We start from the raw sequence: 17,927 nt of genomic DNA on the forward strand, positions 1-17,927 counted from the left end.
GCATTCAACGCACCGCGCCGTGCTGGCGCAGCAGGGTCTCAATTCCGGTATAGCCGCGCTGGCGCGCGTGCGCCAGCGGCGTCACGCCGTCGCCGTCGGCAAGCTCCGGGTCGGCACCGGCCTCCAGCAGCAGCTGCACGATCTGCACGTGGCGCGCACCACCATCGCCGAGCAGGATCGCTTCCAGCAGCGCGGTCCAGTGCAGCCGGTTGACATGGTCCACCGCCACACCGGCCCGCAGCAGCGTGCGCACGGTGGCGACGTGACCGCGCTCGGCGGCCGGAATCAGCGCGGTGCCGCCATAGCGGTTGGTGCTGCGCAGATCGGCGCCATGCGCCAGGGTCATCGCCAGGATCTCGTCCAGGCCGCGCGCACCGGCGTACAGGTAGGCGCTGTCCTGCAACGCGTCCTTGGCGTTGACGTCTGCCCCGGCCTCGATCAGCTCACGCGCGGCATCCACGTTGTTGCCATGCGTGGCCAGCAGCAGCGCGGTGCGGCCCTGGCCATCGCGCGCCTCCAGCGTGGCGCCATCCTCGATCGCCTGTCGCACCGCATCGGCGTCGCCGCGGCTGGCAGCATCCCGCAGGCGCGCGTCTGCGTCGGCCCTGGACGTGGCGGTGCAGGCGGGGGTGACCATGGCCAGCAGGCACAACAGCAGCACGCGCGTGAACGGCGCAGGCCAGCCAGCGGAATGATGGACGCGCATGACAGTGTCTCCTCATGTCCGTCGCCACGGAACGCCGTGCGACGGTAGCAACAGCCGGGCATTGCCGGCCCCTGCCCTGCATGGTAGAAGTCGGCCTGGGTATCCAGAAGTGAAATGTTCAAATGCAAGACAGTGCCAAATCGAATAGAACCCTGTTCGAACTGGACCTGCTGCGGGCGCTGGTGATGGTGGCCGACTGCGGCAGCTTCACCACGGCGGCCACGCGCCTGCATTCGACCCAGTCCACGGTCAGCCAGAAGGTGCGCCGGCTGGAGGAACTGGCCGGGCATCGCCTGCTTGAACGCGGCCATCGCGACGTGCACCCCACTGATGCCGGCCACACCCTGCTCGGCTACGCGCGGCGCATGCTCGACCTGAACGAGGAAATGGCGCAGGCGCTGGCCGGTGCAACGGTGGAGACCGCGGTCCGCATCGGTGTTCCCGAGGACTTCGTCAACGCACAGACCACGCGCATGCTGGCCGCCTTCAGCCGTCGACACCCGCAGGTGAAGCTGGAGATCAGCAGCGGCCTCAGCCGCGATCTGGCGCAGGGCTTCGACCACGGCGAGCTGGACCTGGTGCTGGTCAAGCAACGCCGCAACAGCCGCCAGGCGGTGCATTGCCGGCGCGAGCCGATGCACTGGATCGACAGCCTGCGCAGCAGCTGCCTGCAGCAGGACCCGCTGCCGCTGGTCACCTTCCCCCCGCGCGGGCTGTACCGCGACGAGATGATCCATGCCGTGGAAGCGCTGGGCCTGCGCTGGCGCATCGCCTTCACCAGCTCGTCGCTGAGCGGCATCCAGGGCGCGGTGGCCGATGGCATCGGCATCAGCCTGCTGCCGCGCCGCGCGGTCAGCCGCGAGCACCGCATCATCGATGGAGAGCGCGAGCTGCCGGTGATCGACAACTACGAGATCGGCCTGCTGCATCGCGCGGACGCCGATGATGCCGTGCGCGCACTGGCCAGCGAGCTGTGGCGGCAGGTGCAGCGCGAACCGGACTGACCACGGTAGATCCACGCCATGCGTGGATGCCTTTCGCGCATCACGCATCGAAACATGGTCACTCCGGCCGTATAGCGGGCAACAATCGCCTCGTAGAGTGCCTGTTGTTTCCGTGCCCCACGGCGCCCTGCCATGTCCGACGAAATCCCCACCCGCTTCGATCCCCTGCCCGCTGCCCTGCAGACGCATCTGCAGCACCAGCGCTCGCCGATCGCCGCGCGCGTGGCGGCCGGCTTCCCGACGTTGCCGGTGCAGTGGCCGCTGGCGGCCAGCACACTGCAGCGCGTGATCGATGCCAAGCTGATCGACCGTGCCGACTGCGATGGCTGGGAAGCGCTGGGCGTGGCATTCGGTGACACCCTGGCCCAGCGCGTGCCGGGCCTGGCCTGGATGCAGGTCACCGATGCATGGGGCATCGACGCGGTGCTGCGTTATGCCGACAGCAGCCTGCAGATCGGCGCCAGCACACTGCTGCTCAAGCGCGTCGAACAGGGCGAGATCATCGACATCGCCCACCTGCTTGCGTGGCTTGAGGAATTCGTCGCCACCCGCGCCGACGATTACGCCTGACGGTACATCGGGGTAGATCCACGCCATGCGTGGATGAATGAGACCACGCGATGGCGCATCCACGCCATGACGTGGATCTACAGCCAGCGGCCGTCGACCACCACGCGGCGCTCCACCGGCACCCCGGCCACAGCGGCCGGGCCGTGGTCGGCACGCACGGCCACGAACGTCGCCGGCCGGCCTTCGGCAATACCATGCTGCGGCAGGCCGATCGCCTGCGCGGCGTGGGTGGTGACCATGTCCAGCGCCAGCATCAGGTCGGCATCGGTGTAGAAGCCGGACCGGTAGCCCAGCAACATCGCCCGCTGCAGCAGGTCGCCGTTACCGTACGGCCACCAGCAGTCGCGGATGTTGTCGTTGCCTGCGAACACGCGCACACCGGCATCATGCAGCGCGCGCAGCGGCGGGAAAGGATGATCGCCCGGCGCGTTGCTCATGATCGCCACACCCGCCGTGGCCAGTGCTTCGCCCACCTGCAGCGCGCGCGCCAGCGGCACGTCGCCCAGCGAATAGGCATGGCTGACCGCAACCCGCCCCTGCAGGCCGGCGGCCCGCGTCCGCGCCGCGATGCGCAGCAGCTGGGCCAGGCCGGTTTCGCCGGGCTCGTGCAGATGGATGTCCAGCTGCACGCCGTAACGCTCGGCCAGGCCGAACAGCAGCGCCAGCTGGCCTTCGGCATCACCATCGAGCGTGGTCGGGTCGATGCCGCCGAGCACCTCCACGCCCGCGGCAAGCGCCTGCTCCAGTACGGCGGCGGTGCCGGGACAGGACATCACCCCGGCCTGCGGAAACGCCACCAGCTGGATCCGCATGATGTCGGCGCAGCGCAGTGCCGCCTCGCGCACCGCTTCGAGATGGCCGAGACCGGTGCTGCCGTCGATATCGACATGGCAGCGCATCGCCACCGTACCGAAAGCACTGCATTGGCGGATCAGCGCCTCGGCACGGTCCACCATCGGTGCCGCACCCGCCACCGCCGCCTTCTCCACCGCCAGCCGCTCACGCAGGCTGTTCACCGGCTGGTGCGGGTGCCAACGGTCGCCGACGAAGCTCTTGTCGAGGTGAATGTGGCCGTCGACCAGCCCGGGCAGCACCGCGAAGCCCTGCAGGTCGACGCATTCCGCCGCGTCGGCCGGCGCCGCCTCGCCATTGAGCCCGCTGATGCGGCCATCACGGATATGGAAATGCAGTGGCGCACCGTCGCGGTCGACACCGCCATGGACGAACTGGAGGGTCATCGGGAACTCCCGGAATGCCAAGAATGGCGCCATCGTGCGCCTCGCCGCAGCCATCGGCCAACGAAATATCTGGATGGCACGCATTCACCAGAACGATGACTGCCCTGCGACAACCGGTCGCAGCCACGCCGTGCACACCCCTGAACGGGTAACATGGGCGCCTGTTTCCGCTGTGATGCCGCATGGGCCCGTCCGACCGCCACGATCGTCTCCGCCGCTGGCAGGCCGCGTCCCTGCTTGCCGCCGCCCCGATCGCCAGCCTGTCCGCCACTGATGCGGCGGCCGCTGCGCCGCTGCAGTCGCCGCCGGGTCAGCAGCGCATTGCCCCGGCTGCACTGGTCGAGCGCCTGCACCAGCGCGTGCTGTCCGGGCAGAGCGCCACTGCCACGCTGGAACACTGGTGCGCCGAGCACGGCCTGGCCGAACAGGCGCGGGTGCGTGCAGTGCGCGTACACGGCCAGGACAAGCCTGCCCCCGCCGACGTGCTGCAGGCGCTGGGTGTGAAGCCAGGTGCCGAGCTGCGCTATCGCCGCGTGCAGCTGGTCTGCGGCAGCCGCGTGCTGTCCGAGGCCGACAACTGGTACCTGCCCGGCCATCTCAGCCCGGCCATGAACCAGGTGCTGGACAGCACCGACGAACCGTTCGGTCGCGTGGTCGGCCCGCTCGGTTTCCAGCGCCAGACCTTGGCCGACCAGACGTTCTGGCCGCCGCGGGGCGAAGGCGACCGCGGCGTGATCCTTGAAGTGCGCGCCCTGCTGCGCGACCGCCAGCAGCAGCCTTTCAGCTACGTCATCGAGTCGTACCTGCAACAGGCGCTTCCGTAACGCGCCGTGGCGCCGGTCATCCGCCGGCGCTACGGGCCCGTGATGCCGTTGGCGGCCGGATCCACCGAGAACACGAAGCGCCCGCCATGCTGGTCCCTGCCCCATGTCATCGGCGCCGTGGCCAGGCTGTAGACCGGGGCCACCTTGTCCATGCCGATCGCCTCGGACCAGGCACTGAAATCCTCATCGGTACGGCTGCGGATCTCGCCAACGCACAGGCTGTAGCCGCAGGCAAAAGACACCAGCGTGCCGTCGTTGCCGATGAGCCGGGTCGCGGCCGCCCTGTAGAGCCGGGTCAGGTCCTGCACTTCCAGGTGACCGGCTGCATCGCGCTCGAACTGGCTGATCGCCTGCGCGAAGGCCTTGTCGGAACCCAGCACCGCCTCGCTCTTCTGTGCGGACACCGCACCCTCGTTCAGCAGCATGCGCTCGCCCTCGAGGAAGTGACCCTCCGGTTGCGCGAGCCCAGGGGCAGCCGTCGTGGTACTCGATGCCGTTGGCACGCGCGCTGATACAGCATCGGTCGCGGGGTTGGAAAGGGACGGCGCAGGCGCGGCATTGGCCACCTCCGCGGCATCCTCCACGCTGGCCGCCTGCCTGCCACTGCAACCTGCAATGGCCAGCACGGCAATCACACTCCACCCCCTGACATCCATGCGCATCCTCCTCCGTGTATCGCCCCAGCATGCCATGTGCGCGCCGGCAACACGGATGCACTGCACAAAGAAAAGCCCGGCAATGCCGGGCCTTTCGTTCGCCTGCCGGATCAGCGGAACCGGTAGTCCAGCTGCACCCAGTACTGGCGGCCATACGGATCGTAGTTGCCGACCGGATAGAACGGCCAGCCGCCACCGTTCTTGTCCGCCGGCGGGCGGCTGTCACGCAGGTTGTTGACGATCACGCCCACCGACAGGTTCTCGCCGAATTGGCGGAACACGCTGGCGTTGTAGGTCATGTACGGCGCGATGCGGCCACTGCCATCGGTCTTCGGCAGCGAGCCGAAGCGGTTGCCGTACAGCGTGGTGGTCCAGTCACCCTGGTTCCAGGTGATGCTGCCGTTGGCCTTGCTGCGCCACTGGTAGTCATCCAGCGAATTGCGGATGTCACGCTCCGGATCATCGGAGAACTGCCGGTATTTGTGCTCCAGCACCACGGTGTAGGCCAGGCGCGTGGTGAAGCGGCCATAGCGACCGGCATCGAAACGCCAGTTGCCCTTCAGGTCCAGGCCGCGAACCGATTCAGAGGCGGCGTTGATCGGGTTGATCAGCACACGGGTCACCTGGTCCGGCTGCACGGTTGCATTGGACGGGTTGCGGATCACACGCGACAGCGCGTCCTGGCACAGCGGTGAGCCGATGTCACGCGCCTCGCCGCCCAGCGTCTTGCCCAACCGGCAATCGGCCTCGTCGCGCAGGATGCGGCTGGTATCGAGGCTGGTCACCTCGTTGTCGATGCGGATGTCGTAGTAATCGGCACTGAAATCCAGGCCAGCCAGCGGCGACCAGACCACGCCGAAGCCATACGACTTGGCCGACTCCGGCTGCAGCTGCGGGTTGGCACGGTTGCTGTAATCGATCGACAGGCCGTTGTAGTCGCAGTTGTCATACGACTGGCCTGCGGTGCGGCAGCGCCAGTAGTCGGTCATGCCCGGGTTGTAACCACGCGTCTCTGTCGCGAACACGTAGTTCATGTCCGGCGCCCGGAAGCTGGTGGCAGCGGTACCACGGATCAGCAGGCTCTCGATCGGGCGGAACTCGACGCCGAAGCTCCAGGTCGCCTTGCCGATATGCTCACCACCGGCTCGGTACTGGTCATAGCGCCCGGCCAGGGTGGTGGTGAGCGACTGCAGCAACGGCAGCTGCAGCTCCACGCCGGCAGCATAGCGGTCGCGCTCGCCACCGGCACCAATACCGGCGCTGGTGTTCCAGAATTCACCGGTGCCCAGTCGCGGGTCCGGTCGATTGCGATAGCCTTGGCTGCCAGCCTCGACCACCGCGGCCAGCGCAGCGTCGCCACCGGGCAGTGCGAACAGCCGGCCGTTGACGCTGGCGCTGAAGGTCTGCAGCCACGCCGCGTTGCGGCTCTCCTGGTAGCCGGACAGGTCCTGGTACTCATTCGGGCTCAGCGGCTGGAACAGGCGCGCCGGGTCCGGCGCATAGACCTCTACGCCATTTCGCACGCCCAGCTTCGGGCCAAGCAGGTATTCATTGATGCCGGCCAGCAGCACCGGGCGACGGGTGCGGTTCTCGTAGCGTGAGCGGCTGTAGACCGCTTCATAATCCCAGCCACTGTCACCGATCTGGCCGCGCGCGCCGACGTTGAACGACCAGGAATTTTCCAGGAAACGGTTGGCATTGCGCGGCAGGCCACCGATTTCCTCGGGTGCAAAGCGGCGGTACCAGCTTTCCAGGTTGCCGGTGGTCTGGTTGTAGAAGTAATTGCGGGCCGAGGTCCAGGTGGGCGCACGGGTGTTGTTGGTGATGCGTGCGCTGCCCACGGCCAGATCGGCGAACAGGTCGGTGGTCTCGTTGACGTGGAAGGTCAGCAGGCCGTAGCCGTTGAGATTGCGCTTCTCGGTCTGCACCGTCCAGTAGCTGGCGGCGGCCTCGTTGCTGCCGCAATACCAGCCCTGGCGCGGGTTGAAGGCGCGGAACACGCTGCCGCCATAGATGTCCGACGCCGCGTCGCAGCCATTGACGCCCGGATCGATGTTGCGACCGGTGGCAGCGTTGCGGCGATACGCGATCGCGGTCGCCTGCGGCGCCTTGCCAGCCGGGTCATCATCCAGCGAGTCCATGAAATCGCGCTGGCGCGCATGGATCGCCTTGCGCACATCGAACTCGAAGCCGAACAGCGCATCCCAGCGCTCGCCGGAACTGCCACCAACCACCTGCGCGCGCTGGTTGTCGCCACCGCCCTGCTGGGTGCCGCCGGCCCGCACGTTCACGTCCACACCCTCAAAGCGGTCCTTGAGGATGATGTTGACCACGCCGGCGATGGCGTCGGAGCCATACACCGCCGACGCACCGGCCGCCAAGACCTCGATGCGCTCAATCAGCGCACTGGGAATGTTGGCCAGGTTGACCACGTTCACCGAGCCCTCGTAGGCCAGCGGGTAGTCGGCCTGGCGGCGTCCGTTGACCAGCACCAGCGTGCGGTTCGGGCCCAGCCCGCGCAGGTTGATGGTGTTGGCCGCCGGAGTGAAGGTGTTGCCGAAGTCCTCACCCTGCACGTTGCCGGTGTTTTCGGTCAGGGCGCTCAGCGCGTCGAACGCGTTGCGGTAGCCCTGCGCGTCGATCTGCTCGCGGCTGATCACGGTCACCGGCGACGGCCCTTCGACACTGGCGCGCGGAATGCGCGAGCCGGTGACCTTCACTTCCTGCAATGAGGTGGGTGCGCTTTCCTGCGCGAAGGCCGGCGACGAGACCAGCATCAGGGACGACAGCGCGAGCACCAGCGGACGCGGGCGCAGCGCCTTGTGGGAGGCGGACATGGGCTTCCTGGGGGAGTTGACGGGTGGTATGGGACCGGAGGCCTGCGCGGCGCATAACGATCCCGTAACGAAAGTGTCCTGAATGGATGGTTTCAACGGAAATGACCAGCCCTGATGGACTTATGCCTGAACCGAATCAGGCTCCGCCCGGTGGTCGTCGCGTTTTTGCAATCTTTTGAATGGTCTGGCGAAGCGGGCATTGCCATCGTTCCGGGGATGATGACCCCGTACCCCACATCCCTCCTCCCCCCGCTGCGCCCTGTGTCGCGCCGCCATCTGCTGCAGCTGCAGGTGGCACCGGTCACCCTGCGCCCGTTCCAGCGGGCCGATCTGCCGGCCTGGCGCCTGTTCGACGACCGCCGCCGACGCGGGCGCCGCCATCCGGCCGGTATCGACGAAGAAGCCCGCTTCCTTGCCCACATGCATCGCTCGCGGCTGGAGCAGGACAACGACCAGCTGCTGCTGGGTGTGTTCGATGACGAGCACGGCACTGTCCTGGACCAGCTGCATGTCCGCCTGCAGTCCCTGCATACGCGCTGCGCCGAGCTGCTGTCGCTGCAGCACTGGCACCCGCACGTGGATGCAGCGCTGCGCGCGCTGTGCCCGTTCCTGTTCGAGGATGTGGGCGTGCACCGCCTGTTCGTGATGCTGCCACCGGACTGCAGTGACCCGTTCGCCACTGCGCTGCACGCCTTCGGCTTCGAGCACGAAGGCCTGTTGCGCGACCATCATCTGGATCTGGATGGCTGGCAGGACCGCCAGCTGCTGGCGCTGACTGCACCGGTCTGGCGCAGCCGCCAGCAGCCACCGGGTTAGCGGACCCGCTCCAACGCGTCGCCTGCGCCGGTCAGCACCGAGCAGGCGTGGTCCTGCAGTTCTTCGGCGCTGGCCTCGTTGCCGGTGCCGGCGTCCACCCGGGTCGCCAGCAGGATGAAACCCGGGCCGCCCTGCACGGCGTCCCGGCCGGCCACGACCAGGCTCCACTGACCAACATCGTCCACGCCTGCGAGGTCGTAAGCCAGCAGATTGAGCGGATTGGCGGTCAGTTCCGCGCCCGCCAGCAGGCGTGCCTGGTATTGATGGCCGCGCAGCAGGACCGGCAGCGGTGCCCAGCGGCTGCCGAGGGCGGCAGCATGCGTGTCCAGCGCCTGCAGCACGTCGGCACGCAGGCAATCCACGTGGATATGCAGCTGGTGCTGCGAGCGGCCGTGCGGCGAGTTCAACGCCAGGCTGGCGACGTTGCGCGGCAGTGGTTGCCGCAAGGCCTGTTCGGTGTGGCTGCGCGCCTGCCAGGCGGCAGCGAAGTAGTTCGGTGCACCACGCTGGTACAGGCTGCGGCTCTCGATACCGCTCACCTTGTCCAGCGGCATCAGCAGGAACTGGTAGTCGCCGTGCGCATCCTTGACCAGCACATCGCGGCGGTCTGCGGCCGTCTCCACGCGCAGGCAGTCGCCGCGTGGACCTTCGGCGCCCCGGCAGTCACGTTCGATCAATCGCCACAATGCATCGGAATGGGCCGGCGGCGGCGCACTGGCACAGGCGGACAACAGCAGCAGGGACGACAGCAGGAAGGGGCGCAGGGACACGGCAACGACTCACGGAGCAGGCACGGCAGACAGCGCCGCGCTGCATTCTAGCCAGTGCGAAGCTGCAATCAGTAGGTGCCGAACGGCACTTCAACCACGATCGGGGCGGCACCCTCGCCGGCCTGCAGGCTGTAGCGGTCCAGCGCCCCATCGTCATCGGCGTGCGGCTGGCGCTGGAAATGCAGCGGGTAGCGGGTGTCCCCCAGGCGCACGGCGCTGCCGTCGGCCTCCAGCGCTGCACCTTCCGGAATCAGCAGCCCGCCCAGGTCACTGTAGGCGCCAGGCACATCGGCGAAGCTGTAGTCGACCAGCTCGTCCACCCGCTGCATCGCATAGACGTGCGGCACATAGGGGCGTGCGGGGCTGCGGCCATTGCTCAGGTCGGTCACCCAGGCCTGCGGCAGGTGGTACTGCTCGCGCAGCGCAGCCACGCCCAGCGAGGGACTGGCCACCTGCAGGCAGCACACCGTCCGCTTGCCTTCACGGTCGAGGATGGCGAAACGATCGCCTCGGGTCGCCGCCTGCGGCAGCATGGCAAACGCCAGGTTGCGCTGCGCAGGCTCGTAGCCCGCTTCGGTCTGCAGGTTGCGCCAGGCACCGAATACCGGGGTTTCGACCGGCGCGGGTTCCGGATCGGCAGCGGAGGCGGCAAACGCCACGCCCAGCAACGACAACACCAGCGCCGTCATCGTCTTGTCTTTGCCGCGGAAACTGCCTGCCGTCATACCGTATCCAACATCTGCGCCGGAAAGGCCCGGCCTGCCCGCTGGCGTACTGCCAGCCATTCCTCCCACTATGCAATGACCACGCTGTGCCGGCAATGACCGGGACGCTGACGCCTTTCGCACGCTCGGTGCTATCGTTCCCGCCATCTTCCCTGCGCAGGAGCGCTCGCATGTCTGCATTCCGTCTGTCCCTGTTGCTGCCGGCCTCTGCCCTGCTGCTGTCGGCCTGTGTCAGTACGCCTGGCCCGGAAGTCAAAGGCAGCGGCCGCTGCGACGCCAGCCAGCTGGGCTGGGCGATCGGCCAGCCGGCCAATGAGCCCAACATCCGCCGCCTGTCCCGCGAGAGTGGCGCCGGCCTGGTCAACCCGATCGGCCCCAGCACCATCACCACCAAGGACATCCGCCAGGACCGCCTGCGCGTGTTCGTGGACAAGGACAACATCATCACGTCCACGCGCTGCGAGTAAGCGCCGCCACCGCTTTTGTAGGGTCGAGCCATGCTCGACTGGCTTTTCGCGCCGCCCGTCCGAAGACCCGTCGAGCATCGCTCGACGCTACAATTCAGGGTTCGGTATAGCCGGCACAGTCCGGCAGTGCCTGGTCCGGGTGGAACATCCCCGCCCCGAAGCGGAACAGCCGGGTGTAGGTACACGCCGGGTCCTGTTCGATGCGCAGATCCTGCTTCTTCAGCGGCCCCCTGGCCAGCGAATCCTCGAAGCGCGAAACACCGGCCGGGTACCGGGTCGCCACGGTCTGGTAGCGCAGCACTGGCATGCCCTCGGCAACCGTATCCAGCGCCAGCTTCGCCGAGAACCCGTATTCGTCGTGGCAGGCACCGGCGCGCTGCTTGATGTCCTGCTCGCTGAAACAGGCGCGGATCATCGCATTGCCCAGCCATGGCACGGTCAGCACGTCGTCGTCCACCTGGATGTCGTCCTGCAGGTGACGCACGCGTGCCAGCTGCAGCGTGGACGCGTCGGCACCTCCACCGGAGTACATGGTGCTGAACTTGACGATGCCACCCACCAGCACATTCTGGCGGGCGCGCTGCTGCGGGTCGGTCACCGGTTCATCGCTGCCCACGCCAGGGGCCAGCCGCACGATCCATGGCCACAGCGACAGCTCGCTTTCCTGCGGCACGTCGATGCTGACGTGGTAGGTGTGCGGCTTGCCCTGGCCCGGTGCCTTCTCAAGCACTTCCAGCACGGTCGGCCGGTCACCCTCCTCGGCAACCGGCTGCACGCGCACGCACCAGTTGCCGTCCCGCGTGCAGTCATAAAGCCCCGACGGTCCAGTCTCACTCGCGATCAGTACCTGTCCCAGCGGCTCCATCACGTTGCCGGCAGCATCGCGCTGCTGCGGCAGGATCGCGCTCTGGGCCAGCGCCAGCAGCGGGGTCGCCAGCAATGCAGTGCACAGGGTGGCGCAGACGGCGGCGGTGGGCATGGATGGCTCCTGCGGATGGGCTTCCGATGGTAACCGTTGCCCGGGCGGCGTCGAGCCATGCTCGTCTGCTGTCTGTCGGCAGGAGCAGCCGAGCATAGGGGCGGCTCTACATCATCCGCAATCGCAGCCACCCCAGCCCTTGGCCTTCGAGGTCTGGCCGATACCGGGATTGAACGTGTTGCTCGGGTCCAGCTGCCTGTAGAACCCGGCCAGCGCCGGCTTGGCCGGGTACAGGTGACCGACATTGTGCTCGGCCGGGTACTCGGCACCGCGCTGGTCCAGCAGCGCCCACATCGCGTGCTCGATCGCCATCGGGTCTTCGCCCTTGCGCGCGATGTAGTCCTGGTGGAACACGTGGCACAGGAAGTGCCCGTAATACAGCTTGTGCAGCAGGCGGCCGTCGATATCGGCCGGCAACTGCTCGAACCAGTCGGCATCATCTCGGCGCAGGGCAATGTCCAGCGCCACGATGTCCTGCACCTGCCCGCGATGCACTTCGCGGTAGCGCACCGCGGCACCGGCCACGGCAAAGCGATGCAGGAACGCCTTGCGCCCCTCCTCGGCCGTGCAGTGGAAAAAGCCGCCTTCGTGCCCGGCGAAGAAGGCGCGCAACCAGGCCTCGGTTTCCGCAGCGTCCTGGGCAGAGACCTTCAGCAACAGGTGATGCTCGTAGCGCTGGCGGAACTCGCCCATGCGCTTGGGCAGGTGCGAGGGCAGCAGGCCGGTCAGAACCTGCATCACCCGGTCAGTCACCCCACGCAGGCCCAGCCGTTCGAACCAGCCGTCGACGCGGCTCTTCAATGCGAACGCGGCAGGTACACGTGCGGTGCCGAGGCGGTCGATCAGCAGGAAGCTGTCCTTGCCGTAGCGCTCGCCGATGTCATAGGCATCGCGGTGGATGTACTCACCGGCAATCGGCAGGCGCTCGAAGCCGGTCAGCAGCTGGCGCCGGATCGCCGTGAGGCTGTCGGTGCGGTTGCTGCCGATGTAGAAGACTTCGGCGGCCTCCTTTTCGAAGGTATCCAGGCGCACCGCGAACACCGCCAGCTTGCCGGCCGAACCGGCAGCCTCGTAGTGGCGGCTGGGATCAGCATTGAAGCGCGCCGGGGTATCGGCGTCGACCTTGCGCACTTCGTCGGCGTAGCGCGGATCGGAGGCCGCGCGGCCGTCGCCGTCCCCCACATCCGACGCACTGTAGTCGCCGGCCTGCAGGCGCTGCAGGATCTGCTCGGGCGTATCGCCCAGCGCGATGCCGAGATGGTTGACCAGCTGTAGTTGGCCCTGCGCATCGACCCGCGCGTACAGCGCCAGCTCGGTGTAGGCCGGGCCACGGCGCACCAGCGCGCCGCCGGAGTTGTTGCAGATGCCGCCCAGCACCGAGGCGCCGATGCAGGACGAGCCGATCACCGAATGCGGTTCACGGCCCAGCGGTGCCAGCGTCTGCTCCAGGCGGTCGAGCGTGGCACCGGGCAGGCACAGCACCTGGCGGCCTTCGTTCAACAGCTGGATGCCGGTCAGGCGCAGCGTGCTGACCAGCACGATCGGCCGGCCGTAGTCATCGCCGTCCGGGGTCGAGCCACCGGTCAGCCCGGTATTGGCCGCCTGCAGGATGACCGCCGCCCCACCCTGCACCGCTGCCTGCAGCACGCGCCACAGTTCCAGCAAGGTACCCGGGCGCACCACTGCCAGTACCGGGCCATCGCCGAAGCGGTAGCCGCGACGGAAGCGGCGCGTGGCCTTGTCGCCGGTCAGTACATGGCGGCTGCCGACCGCGTCGCGCAACTGTGCCAGCACGGCATCGTGGCCATTCATGGCAGGCTGACCAGCGAATCGCGGCCGATGTCAGCGATGCGACGCGCACCGGTCAGTGTCATCGCCACGCGCATCTCCTTGGCGATCAGGTCCAACAGGTTGGCCACGCCGGCCTCGCCCTGCGCGGCCAGCGCATAAACGAAGGCACGCCCCAGCAGCACGGTATCGGCACCGAGCGCCAGCATGCGCACCACGTCCAGGCCGGTACGGATGCCCGAATCGGCGAGAATCTTCAGATCGCCCTGTACCGCGTCGGCAATCGCCGGCAGTGCGCGCGCGGTGGACAGCACGCCGTCCAGCTGGCGGCCACCGTGGTTGGAGACCACGATGCCATCGGCACCGAACTTGACCGCATCACGCGCGTCATCCGGGTCAAGGATACCCTTGATCACCATCGGGCCCTTCCAGAATTCGCGGATCCACTCCAGGTCCTTCCAGGAAATGGAGGGATCGAAGTTGCTGCCCAGCCAGCCGATGTAATCCTCCAGCCCGGTCGGGTTGCCACGGTAGGTGGAGATGTTGCCCAGGTCATGCGGACGGCCGAACAGTCCCACGTCCCACGCCCAGTGCGGATGGGTGATGGCCTGGCCGATACGGCGCAGCGAGGCATTCGGGCCGCTCATGCCGGAGTGTGCATCGCGGTAGCGCGCGCCCGGCACCGGCATGTCCACGGTGAACACCAGCGTGGTCACGCCAGCGGCCTGCGCCCGCTCCAGTGCGTTGCGCATGAAGCCACGGTCGCGCAGCACGTACAGCTGAAACCACATCGGCCGCTGGATGGCCGGTGCCACTTCCTCGATCGGGCACACCGATACGGTCGACAGCGTGAACGGGATGCCGCGGCTGTCGGCCGCGCGCGCCGCCTGCACTTCACCGCGCCGGGCATACATGCCGGTCAGGCCGACCGGCGCCAGCGCCACCGGCATCGCCAGCGTTTCGCCGAACAGCTCGGTTTCCAGGCTCAGGTCGGACATGTTGCGCAGGATGCGCTGGCGCAGCGCGATGTCGGACAGGTCGGAAACGTTGCGCTTCAGCGTGTGCTCGGCATACGCGCCGCCATCGATGTAGTGGAACAGGAACGGCGGCAGCCGGCGTTGCGCTGCAGCACGGTAATCGGTGGAGGCGGAGATGATCATGGGGTCAACCGTGTGGGGAAGGTAGACGCGAGGCCCGTGCACGCCGGGCTTCGTTGTCATCGAGGGTGCGCAGCGTGGTGTGCACGAACTCGAGGTGGGCATGCGCGGCGGCGCGCGCGCGTTCGGGGTCGCCGGCCAGCACCGCGTCCATCATCTCGCGGTGCTGGTCGGACAGCGGCGAGAAGGTCCTCGCCGAGGTGTAGAGCTTTTCGCGGCTCTGCGAGATGTTGGTCTGCAGCAGTTCGAACAGGCCGCGCATCACCTGCAGAAGGACCAGGTTGTGCGAGGCCTCGGCGATGGACAGGTGGAAGGCCGCGTCGGCCTCCGCTTCACCGGTGGGGTCGTCCTTGCCGTGCGCGTCCATCATCGTCTGGAAGGCCTGCGCGATGCGCGTACGGTCCTCGTCGGTGGCACGCAGGGCCGCATGCCAGGCGGTGGCGCCTTCCAGCGCATGGCGGATCTCCAGCACGTCGAAGCGGTATTCCGGGTCGCCCTGGAACAGCGGCAGGTACGGCGCCAGCGGTTCATCCAGCGCCTGCCGCGCGCGCGCCGCCGGTTCGGCCACGTAGGTACCGCCACCAACCCGTGCGGTCAGCAGGCCCTGGCTGGCCAGCTGCGCGATGGCCTCCCGCAGCGCGGTGCGCGAGACCCCCAGCTGCACCGCCAGGGTGCGCTCGGCCGGCAGACGGTCGCCCGGCTGCAGCCGCTGTTCCTGCACCAGGCCGCGCAGCTGTGCGGCCACCTTGTCCGAGATACGTTGCGTGCTCATGGCGCCATTGTGGCCCGAAGCGCGCAGCGGGTGGTCGGCCAGCCGTGCATGGCTCAGGGGATCATCCAGGTCAGCCAGTAGGCCTGGGCCAGGGTGATCAGGCCGACCATGGTGGTGAAGGCCAGGCTGTGCTTGACCGTGAAACGGAACAGGTCCGATTCCTTGCCGGCCAGGCCAACCGCCGCGCAGGCAATGGCGATCGACTGCGGCGAGATCATCTTGCCGGTGACGCCGCCGGTGGTGTTGGCCGCCACCAGCAGCACGTCGGACACGCCGATCTGCTGTGCGGTGGTCGCCTGCAGCGCCGAGAACAGCGCATTGGACGAGGTGTCCGAGCCGGTCAGGAACACGCCCAGCCAGCCCAGGAACGGCGAGAAGAACGGGAACGCGTCTCCGGTGTGCGCCAGTGCCAGCGCCAGCGTTGCCGACAGGCCCGAATAGTTGGCGATGAAGGCGAAGGCCAGCACCATGCCGATCGAATAGATCGGCATGCGCAGCTCACGCACGGTTTCACCGAAGGTCTGCAGCGCCGACCGGGCTGGCATGCGCAGCGCGATGATCGCGATCACCGCCGCGAGGATGATCGAGGTGCCGGTGGCCGAGAACCAGTCGAACTTGTAGACCGCCTCATAGCTGAGCGGCGCGTCCACGATCGGTGGCATCTTCTGCACCCTCTGGTCGAGGCCCGGCACCGGGAGCTTCAGCACCCAGCCTTCCAGCGGGCCGCCTGCCGCGAACAGCGACTTGAACGGCTTGATGCTCCACAGCGTGACCATCGCGGTGAGGATCAGGAACGGCGACCACGCCTTGGCGATCTGGCCGACGCTGTAGCGCGGCGCCTCCAGTGCCTGTGCGGTCGCCTCGGCGCTGGTTTCGGTATCGAAGCGGAAGATCCGTACCGGCTTCCAGCGGCGCAGGAACAGGGTCAGGCAGACCAGCGACGCCAGCGAGGCGGTGATGTCCGGCAGTTCCGGACCGATGAAGTTGGAGGTCAGGTACTGCGCGATGGCGAAGGAGCCACCGGCCACCAGCACCGCCGGCCAGGTTTCCTTGATGCCACGCCAGCCATCCATGATCGCCATGATCCAGAACAGCACGATGACGGTCAGGAACGGCAGCTGGCGGCCGGCCATCTGGCCGATCTCGAAGGCATCCAGGCCGGTGACCTGCCCGGCCACGATGATCGGAATGCCCATTGCACCGAACGCCACCGGCGCGGTGTTGACGATCAGGCACAGGCCGGCGGCGTACAGCGGCTTGAAGCCCAGCCCGACCAGCAGCGCCGCAGTGATCGCCACTGGCGCACCGAAACCGGCCGCGCCTTCCAGGAAGGCACCGAAGGCGAAGCCGACCATCAGCATCTGCAGGCGCTGGTCTTCGGTCACCGACAGGATCGAAGCGCGGATGATGTCGAACTGACCGGTCTTGACCGAGACCTTGTAGAGGAACACCGCGCCGATGATGATCCAGGCGATCGGCCACAGGCCGTAGACGAAGCCGAAGCCGGCCGCGCCCAGCGCTTGGCTCAACGGCATGCGGTAGAACAGCAGCGCCACGCCAAGCGCGATGGCCACGGTGATCGTGCCGGCCAGCCAGCCTTTCATGCGCAGCACGGCCAGGGCAACGAAGAAGAACGCGATCGGCAGCAGCGCGATCAGGCTCGACAACCACAGGTTGCCGGCGGGGTCGTACAGGTGTTGCCAGGGCTGCATGAAGACTCTCGACTGGATGCGGAAGGTGCCCCACCGCAGGCGGTGGATCGCCGTGGCTGTCGATTATTGGTAGTACCAATAATGATTTCGATCAGACCACTTGCAGCGGATTTAACCGCCACTCCGGCGAGGAACCTATTAGACCATAGGGCTAGATGCCATATTGGTCCGACCATTTAGTCCGCATGGTAGTGCCGGCCGCTGGCCGGCAATTCGAGATTCCCTACGAGATCCGTTTCTCCAGCCGCCGCATCACTGCCAGCACCAGCACGCACAGCACGCTCACGCCGATGGCAATCACGTACTTGCTGATCCCCACCGCAATCCCGATGGCCGCCGCCATGATCAACGAGCTGGCCGTGGTCAGGCCGCTGACCTGGTCCTCGCGTGACCCACGCAGGATGGTGCCAGCGGCAACGAAGCCGACACAGGCCACCACCGCTTCGATCAGGCGTACCGGATCAACCTGCAGCAGGTCGCGGTAGCGCTCCTGCTGGAAATGCTCGGCCACCGAGTCGCCAAGGCCGACGATCAACGCGGCGGCCCCTGCGATCAGCATGTGCGTACGCAGGCCAGCGGCGTGCTTGCCCATCTCGCGCTCGACGCCGAGCACGCCGCCGAACAGCATCGCTGCGGCAACGCGCAGCAGGATCGAGACATCCTGGGTAAGTTCCATGGGAAAGCTCCGGAATTTTCCCGGAGCGTCGCGCGGCGATCGTGGGACGGCGGTGAAGGCGATGGCACGCCTTCTTCACCGCACGCATTCATCCACGCATGGCGTGGATCTTATCTCTTGCCAATCTGGCACCTTGGGTGCCGAGAGCCCGGCGTGGGCGACCGTGTGGATCCAGGTCTTGCGACCGAGAAGTAGCTTGGGTCCCCACGCCGGATTCTCCCTGAACCGCC

The 17,927-nt window shown here is 67.5% G+C and carries 17 protein-coding genes; 5 read left to right on the forward strand and 12 right to left on the reverse strand.

Annotated features, from left to right (window positions below):
* Window positions 1-4: 4 nt before the first annotated feature.
* A complete protein-coding gene (locus tag AC5P5S_RS11715; protein WP_012480565.1) occupies window positions 5-706 on the reverse strand; it encodes an ankyrin repeat domain-containing protein in 702 nt (233 codons plus the stop codon).
* 122 nt (window positions 707-828) lie between these two features.
* On the opposite strand from AC5P5S_RS11715, the gene AC5P5S_RS11720 reads away from it, so the two are divergent.
* Window positions 829-1,710 carry a LysR substrate-binding domain-containing protein gene (locus AC5P5S_RS11720; RefSeq protein ID WP_033833894.1) on the forward strand — a complete coding sequence of 294 codons (882 nt, stop codon included), beginning with the start codon at window positions 829-831 and terminating at the stop codon, window positions 1,708-1,710.
* 132 nt (window positions 1,711-1,842) lie between these two features.
* Window positions 1,843-2,280, forward strand: a complete 438-nt coding sequence (locus AC5P5S_RS11725) for a DUF3806 domain-containing protein (RefSeq protein WP_495276319.1) — start codon at window positions 1,843-1,845, stop codon at window positions 2,278-2,280.
* 77 nt (window positions 2,281-2,357) lie between these two features.
* Here AC5P5S_RS11725 and AC5P5S_RS11730 read toward each other — a convergent pair whose 3' ends face one another.
* Window positions 2,358-3,518, reverse strand: a complete 1,161-nt coding sequence (locus AC5P5S_RS11730) for an amidohydrolase family protein (RefSeq protein WP_043035214.1) — start codon at window positions 3,516-3,518, stop codon at window positions 2,358-2,360.
* A 182-nt stretch (window positions 3,519-3,700) separates the two neighbouring features.
* Between AC5P5S_RS11730 and AC5P5S_RS11735 the strand changes: the two genes are divergently transcribed.
* The gene (locus AC5P5S_RS11735; RefSeq protein WP_012480569.1) at window positions 3,701-4,342 is read left to right on the forward strand and encodes a hypothetical protein; all 642 of its coding nucleotides are present in this window, start codon (window positions 3,701-3,703) and stop codon (window positions 4,340-4,342) included.
* Between the two features lie 29 nt (window positions 4,343-4,371).
* Here AC5P5S_RS11735 and AC5P5S_RS11740 read toward each other — a convergent pair whose 3' ends face one another.
* On the reverse strand, window positions 4,372-4,767 hold the full coding sequence (locus AC5P5S_RS11740) for a hypothetical protein (protein WP_227860284.1): 396 nt from the start codon (window positions 4,765-4,767) through the stop codon (window positions 4,372-4,374).
* A 341-nt stretch (window positions 4,768-5,108) separates the two neighbouring features.
* Entirely contained in the window at window positions 5,109-7,835 is a 2,727-nt protein-coding gene (locus AC5P5S_RS11745; RefSeq protein ID WP_062606256.1) for a TonB-dependent receptor plug domain-containing protein, read from the reverse strand.
* Between the two features lie 216 nt (window positions 7,836-8,051).
* Here AC5P5S_RS11745 and AC5P5S_RS11750 point away from each other — a divergent pair, with 216 nt between their 5' ends.
* Window positions 8,052-8,651, forward strand: coding sequence for a GNAT family N-acetyltransferase (locus AC5P5S_RS11750; protein ID WP_033833900.1), 600 nt, complete (start codon window positions 8,052-8,054; stop codon window positions 8,649-8,651).
* Here the strand turns inward: AC5P5S_RS11750 and AC5P5S_RS11755 are convergent.
* Together AC5P5S_RS11755 and AC5P5S_RS11760 are read right to left on the reverse strand one after the other, a co-directional pair.
* Complete coding sequence (locus AC5P5S_RS11755; protein ID WP_005410028.1) at window positions 8,648-9,421, reverse strand: CDP-diacylglycerol diphosphatase; 774 nt, start codon at window positions 9,419-9,421, stop codon at window positions 8,648-8,650. The two genes, AC5P5S_RS11750 and AC5P5S_RS11755, sit on opposite strands and share 4 nt — an antisense overlap.
* Window positions 9,422-9,489: 68 nt before the next feature.
* The gene (locus AC5P5S_RS11760) at window positions 9,490-10,146 is read right to left on the reverse strand and encodes a decarboxylase (protein ID WP_043035211.1); all 657 of its coding nucleotides are present in this window, start codon (window positions 10,144-10,146) and stop codon (window positions 9,490-9,492) included.
* Between the two features lie 170 nt (window positions 10,147-10,316).
* Here AC5P5S_RS11760 and AC5P5S_RS11765 point away from each other — a divergent pair, with 170 nt between their 5' ends.
* Complete coding sequence (locus AC5P5S_RS11765) at window positions 10,317-10,613, forward strand: hypothetical protein (protein ID WP_005413768.1); 297 nt, start codon at window positions 10,317-10,319, stop codon at window positions 10,611-10,613.
* Between the two features lie 94 nt (window positions 10,614-10,707).
* Here the strand turns inward: AC5P5S_RS11765 and AC5P5S_RS11770 are convergent, their stop codons facing one another.
* The 6 genes from AC5P5S_RS11770 to AC5P5S_RS11795 form a co-directional block, all read right to left on the reverse strand.
* Window positions 10,708-11,592: a hypothetical protein gene (locus AC5P5S_RS11770; protein ID WP_049395924.1), complete on the reverse strand. Its 885-nt coding sequence runs from the start codon at window positions 11,590-11,592 to the stop codon at window positions 10,708-10,710.
* Window positions 11,593-11,703: 111 nt separating this feature from the next.
* The gene (gene dld, locus AC5P5S_RS11775) at window positions 11,704-13,404 is read right to left on the reverse strand and encodes a D-lactate dehydrogenase (RefSeq protein WP_049395923.1); all 1,701 of its coding nucleotides are present in this window, start codon (window positions 13,402-13,404) and stop codon (window positions 11,704-11,706) included.
* The gene (gene lldD, locus AC5P5S_RS11780) at window positions 13,401-14,540 is read right to left on the reverse strand and encodes an FMN-dependent L-lactate dehydrogenase LldD (RefSeq protein ID WP_014037557.1); all 1,140 of its coding nucleotides are present in this window, start codon (window positions 14,538-14,540) and stop codon (window positions 13,401-13,403) included. The genes dld and lldD overlap by 4 nt, the downstream gene beginning before the upstream one ends.
* Window positions 14,541-14,544: 4 nt before the next feature.
* On the reverse strand, window positions 14,545-15,309 hold the full coding sequence (lldR, locus tag AC5P5S_RS11785) for a transcriptional regulator LldR (RefSeq protein WP_012480578.1): 765 nt from the start codon (window positions 15,307-15,309) through the stop codon (window positions 14,545-14,547).
* 53 nt (window positions 15,310-15,362) lie between these two features.
* Window positions 15,363-17,021 carry an L-lactate permease gene (lldP, locus tag AC5P5S_RS11790; RefSeq protein WP_062606258.1) on the reverse strand — a complete coding sequence of 553 codons (1,659 nt, stop codon included), beginning with the start codon at window positions 17,019-17,021 and terminating at the stop codon, window positions 15,363-15,365.
* 223 nt (window positions 17,022-17,244) lie between these two features.
* Window positions 17,245-17,697, reverse strand: coding sequence for an MgtC/SapB family protein (locus tag AC5P5S_RS11795; RefSeq protein WP_005413774.1), 453 nt, complete (start codon window positions 17,695-17,697; stop codon window positions 17,245-17,247).
* Window positions 17,698-17,927: the final 230 nt, after the last annotated feature.

Source organism: Stenotrophomonas sp. YJH_SMC_54 (assembly GCF_059368435.1).

What these genes read in the sequence shown, in the direction of transcription:
- AC5P5S_RS11740 (WP_227860284.1), bottom strand. Translation starts at nt 4,767, where the DNA reads ATGCTGCTGAACGAGGGTGCGGTGTCCGCACAGAAGAGCGAGGCGGTG.
- AC5P5S_RS11760 (WP_043035211.1), bottom strand. Translation starts at nt 10,146, where the DNA reads ATGACGGCAGGCAGTTTCCGCGGCAAAGACAAGACGATGACGGCGCTG.
- AC5P5S_RS11745 (WP_062606256.1), bottom strand. Translation starts at nt 7,835, where the DNA reads ATGTCCGCCTCCCACAAGGCGCTGCGCCCGCGTCCGCTGGTGCTCGCG.
- AC5P5S_RS11715 (WP_012480565.1), bottom strand. Translation starts at nt 706, where the DNA reads ATGCGCGTCCATCATTCCGCTGGCTGGCCTGCGCCGTTCACGCGCGTG.
- lldD (WP_014037557.1), bottom strand. Translation starts at nt 14,540, where the DNA reads ATGATCATCTCCGCCTCCACCGATTACCGTGCTGCAGCGCAACGCCGG.
- AC5P5S_RS11735 (WP_012480569.1), top strand. Translation starts at nt 3,701, where the DNA reads ATGGGCCCGTCCGACCGCCACGATCGTCTCCGCCGCTGGCAGGCCGCG.
- AC5P5S_RS11750 (WP_033833900.1), top strand. Translation starts at nt 8,052, where the DNA reads ATGATGACCCCGTACCCCACATCCCTCCTCCCCCCGCTGCGCCCTGTG.
- AC5P5S_RS11720 (WP_033833894.1), top strand. Translation starts at nt 829, where the DNA reads ATGCAAGACAGTGCCAAATCGAATAGAACCCTGTTCGAACTGGACCTG.
- AC5P5S_RS11730 (WP_043035214.1), bottom strand. Translation starts at nt 3,518, where the DNA reads ATGACCCTCCAGTTCGTCCATGGCGGTGTCGACCGCGACGGTGCGCCA.
- lldP (WP_062606258.1), bottom strand. Translation starts at nt 17,021, where the DNA reads ATGCAGCCCTGGCAACACCTGTACGACCCCGCCGGCAACCTGTGGTTG.
- AC5P5S_RS11765 (WP_005413768.1), top strand. Translation starts at nt 10,317, where the DNA reads ATGTCTGCATTCCGTCTGTCCCTGTTGCTGCCGGCCTCTGCCCTGCTG.
- AC5P5S_RS11770 (WP_049395924.1), bottom strand. Translation starts at nt 11,592, where the DNA reads ATGCCCACCGCCGCCGTCTGCGCCACCCTGTGCACTGCATTGCTGGCG.
- lldR (WP_012480578.1), bottom strand. Translation starts at nt 15,309, where the DNA reads ATGAGCACGCAACGTATCTCGGACAAGGTGGCCGCACAGCTGCGCGGC.
- AC5P5S_RS11725 (WP_495276319.1), top strand. Translation starts at nt 1,843, where the DNA reads ATGTCCGACGAAATCCCCACCCGCTTCGATCCCCTGCCCGCTGCCCTG.
- AC5P5S_RS11795 (WP_005413774.1), bottom strand. Translation starts at nt 17,697, where the DNA reads ATGGAACTTACCCAGGATGTCTCGATCCTGCTGCGCGTTGCCGCAGCG.
- dld (WP_049395923.1), bottom strand. Translation starts at nt 13,404, where the DNA reads ATGAATGGCCACGATGCCGTGCTGGCACAGTTGCGCGACGCGGTCGGC.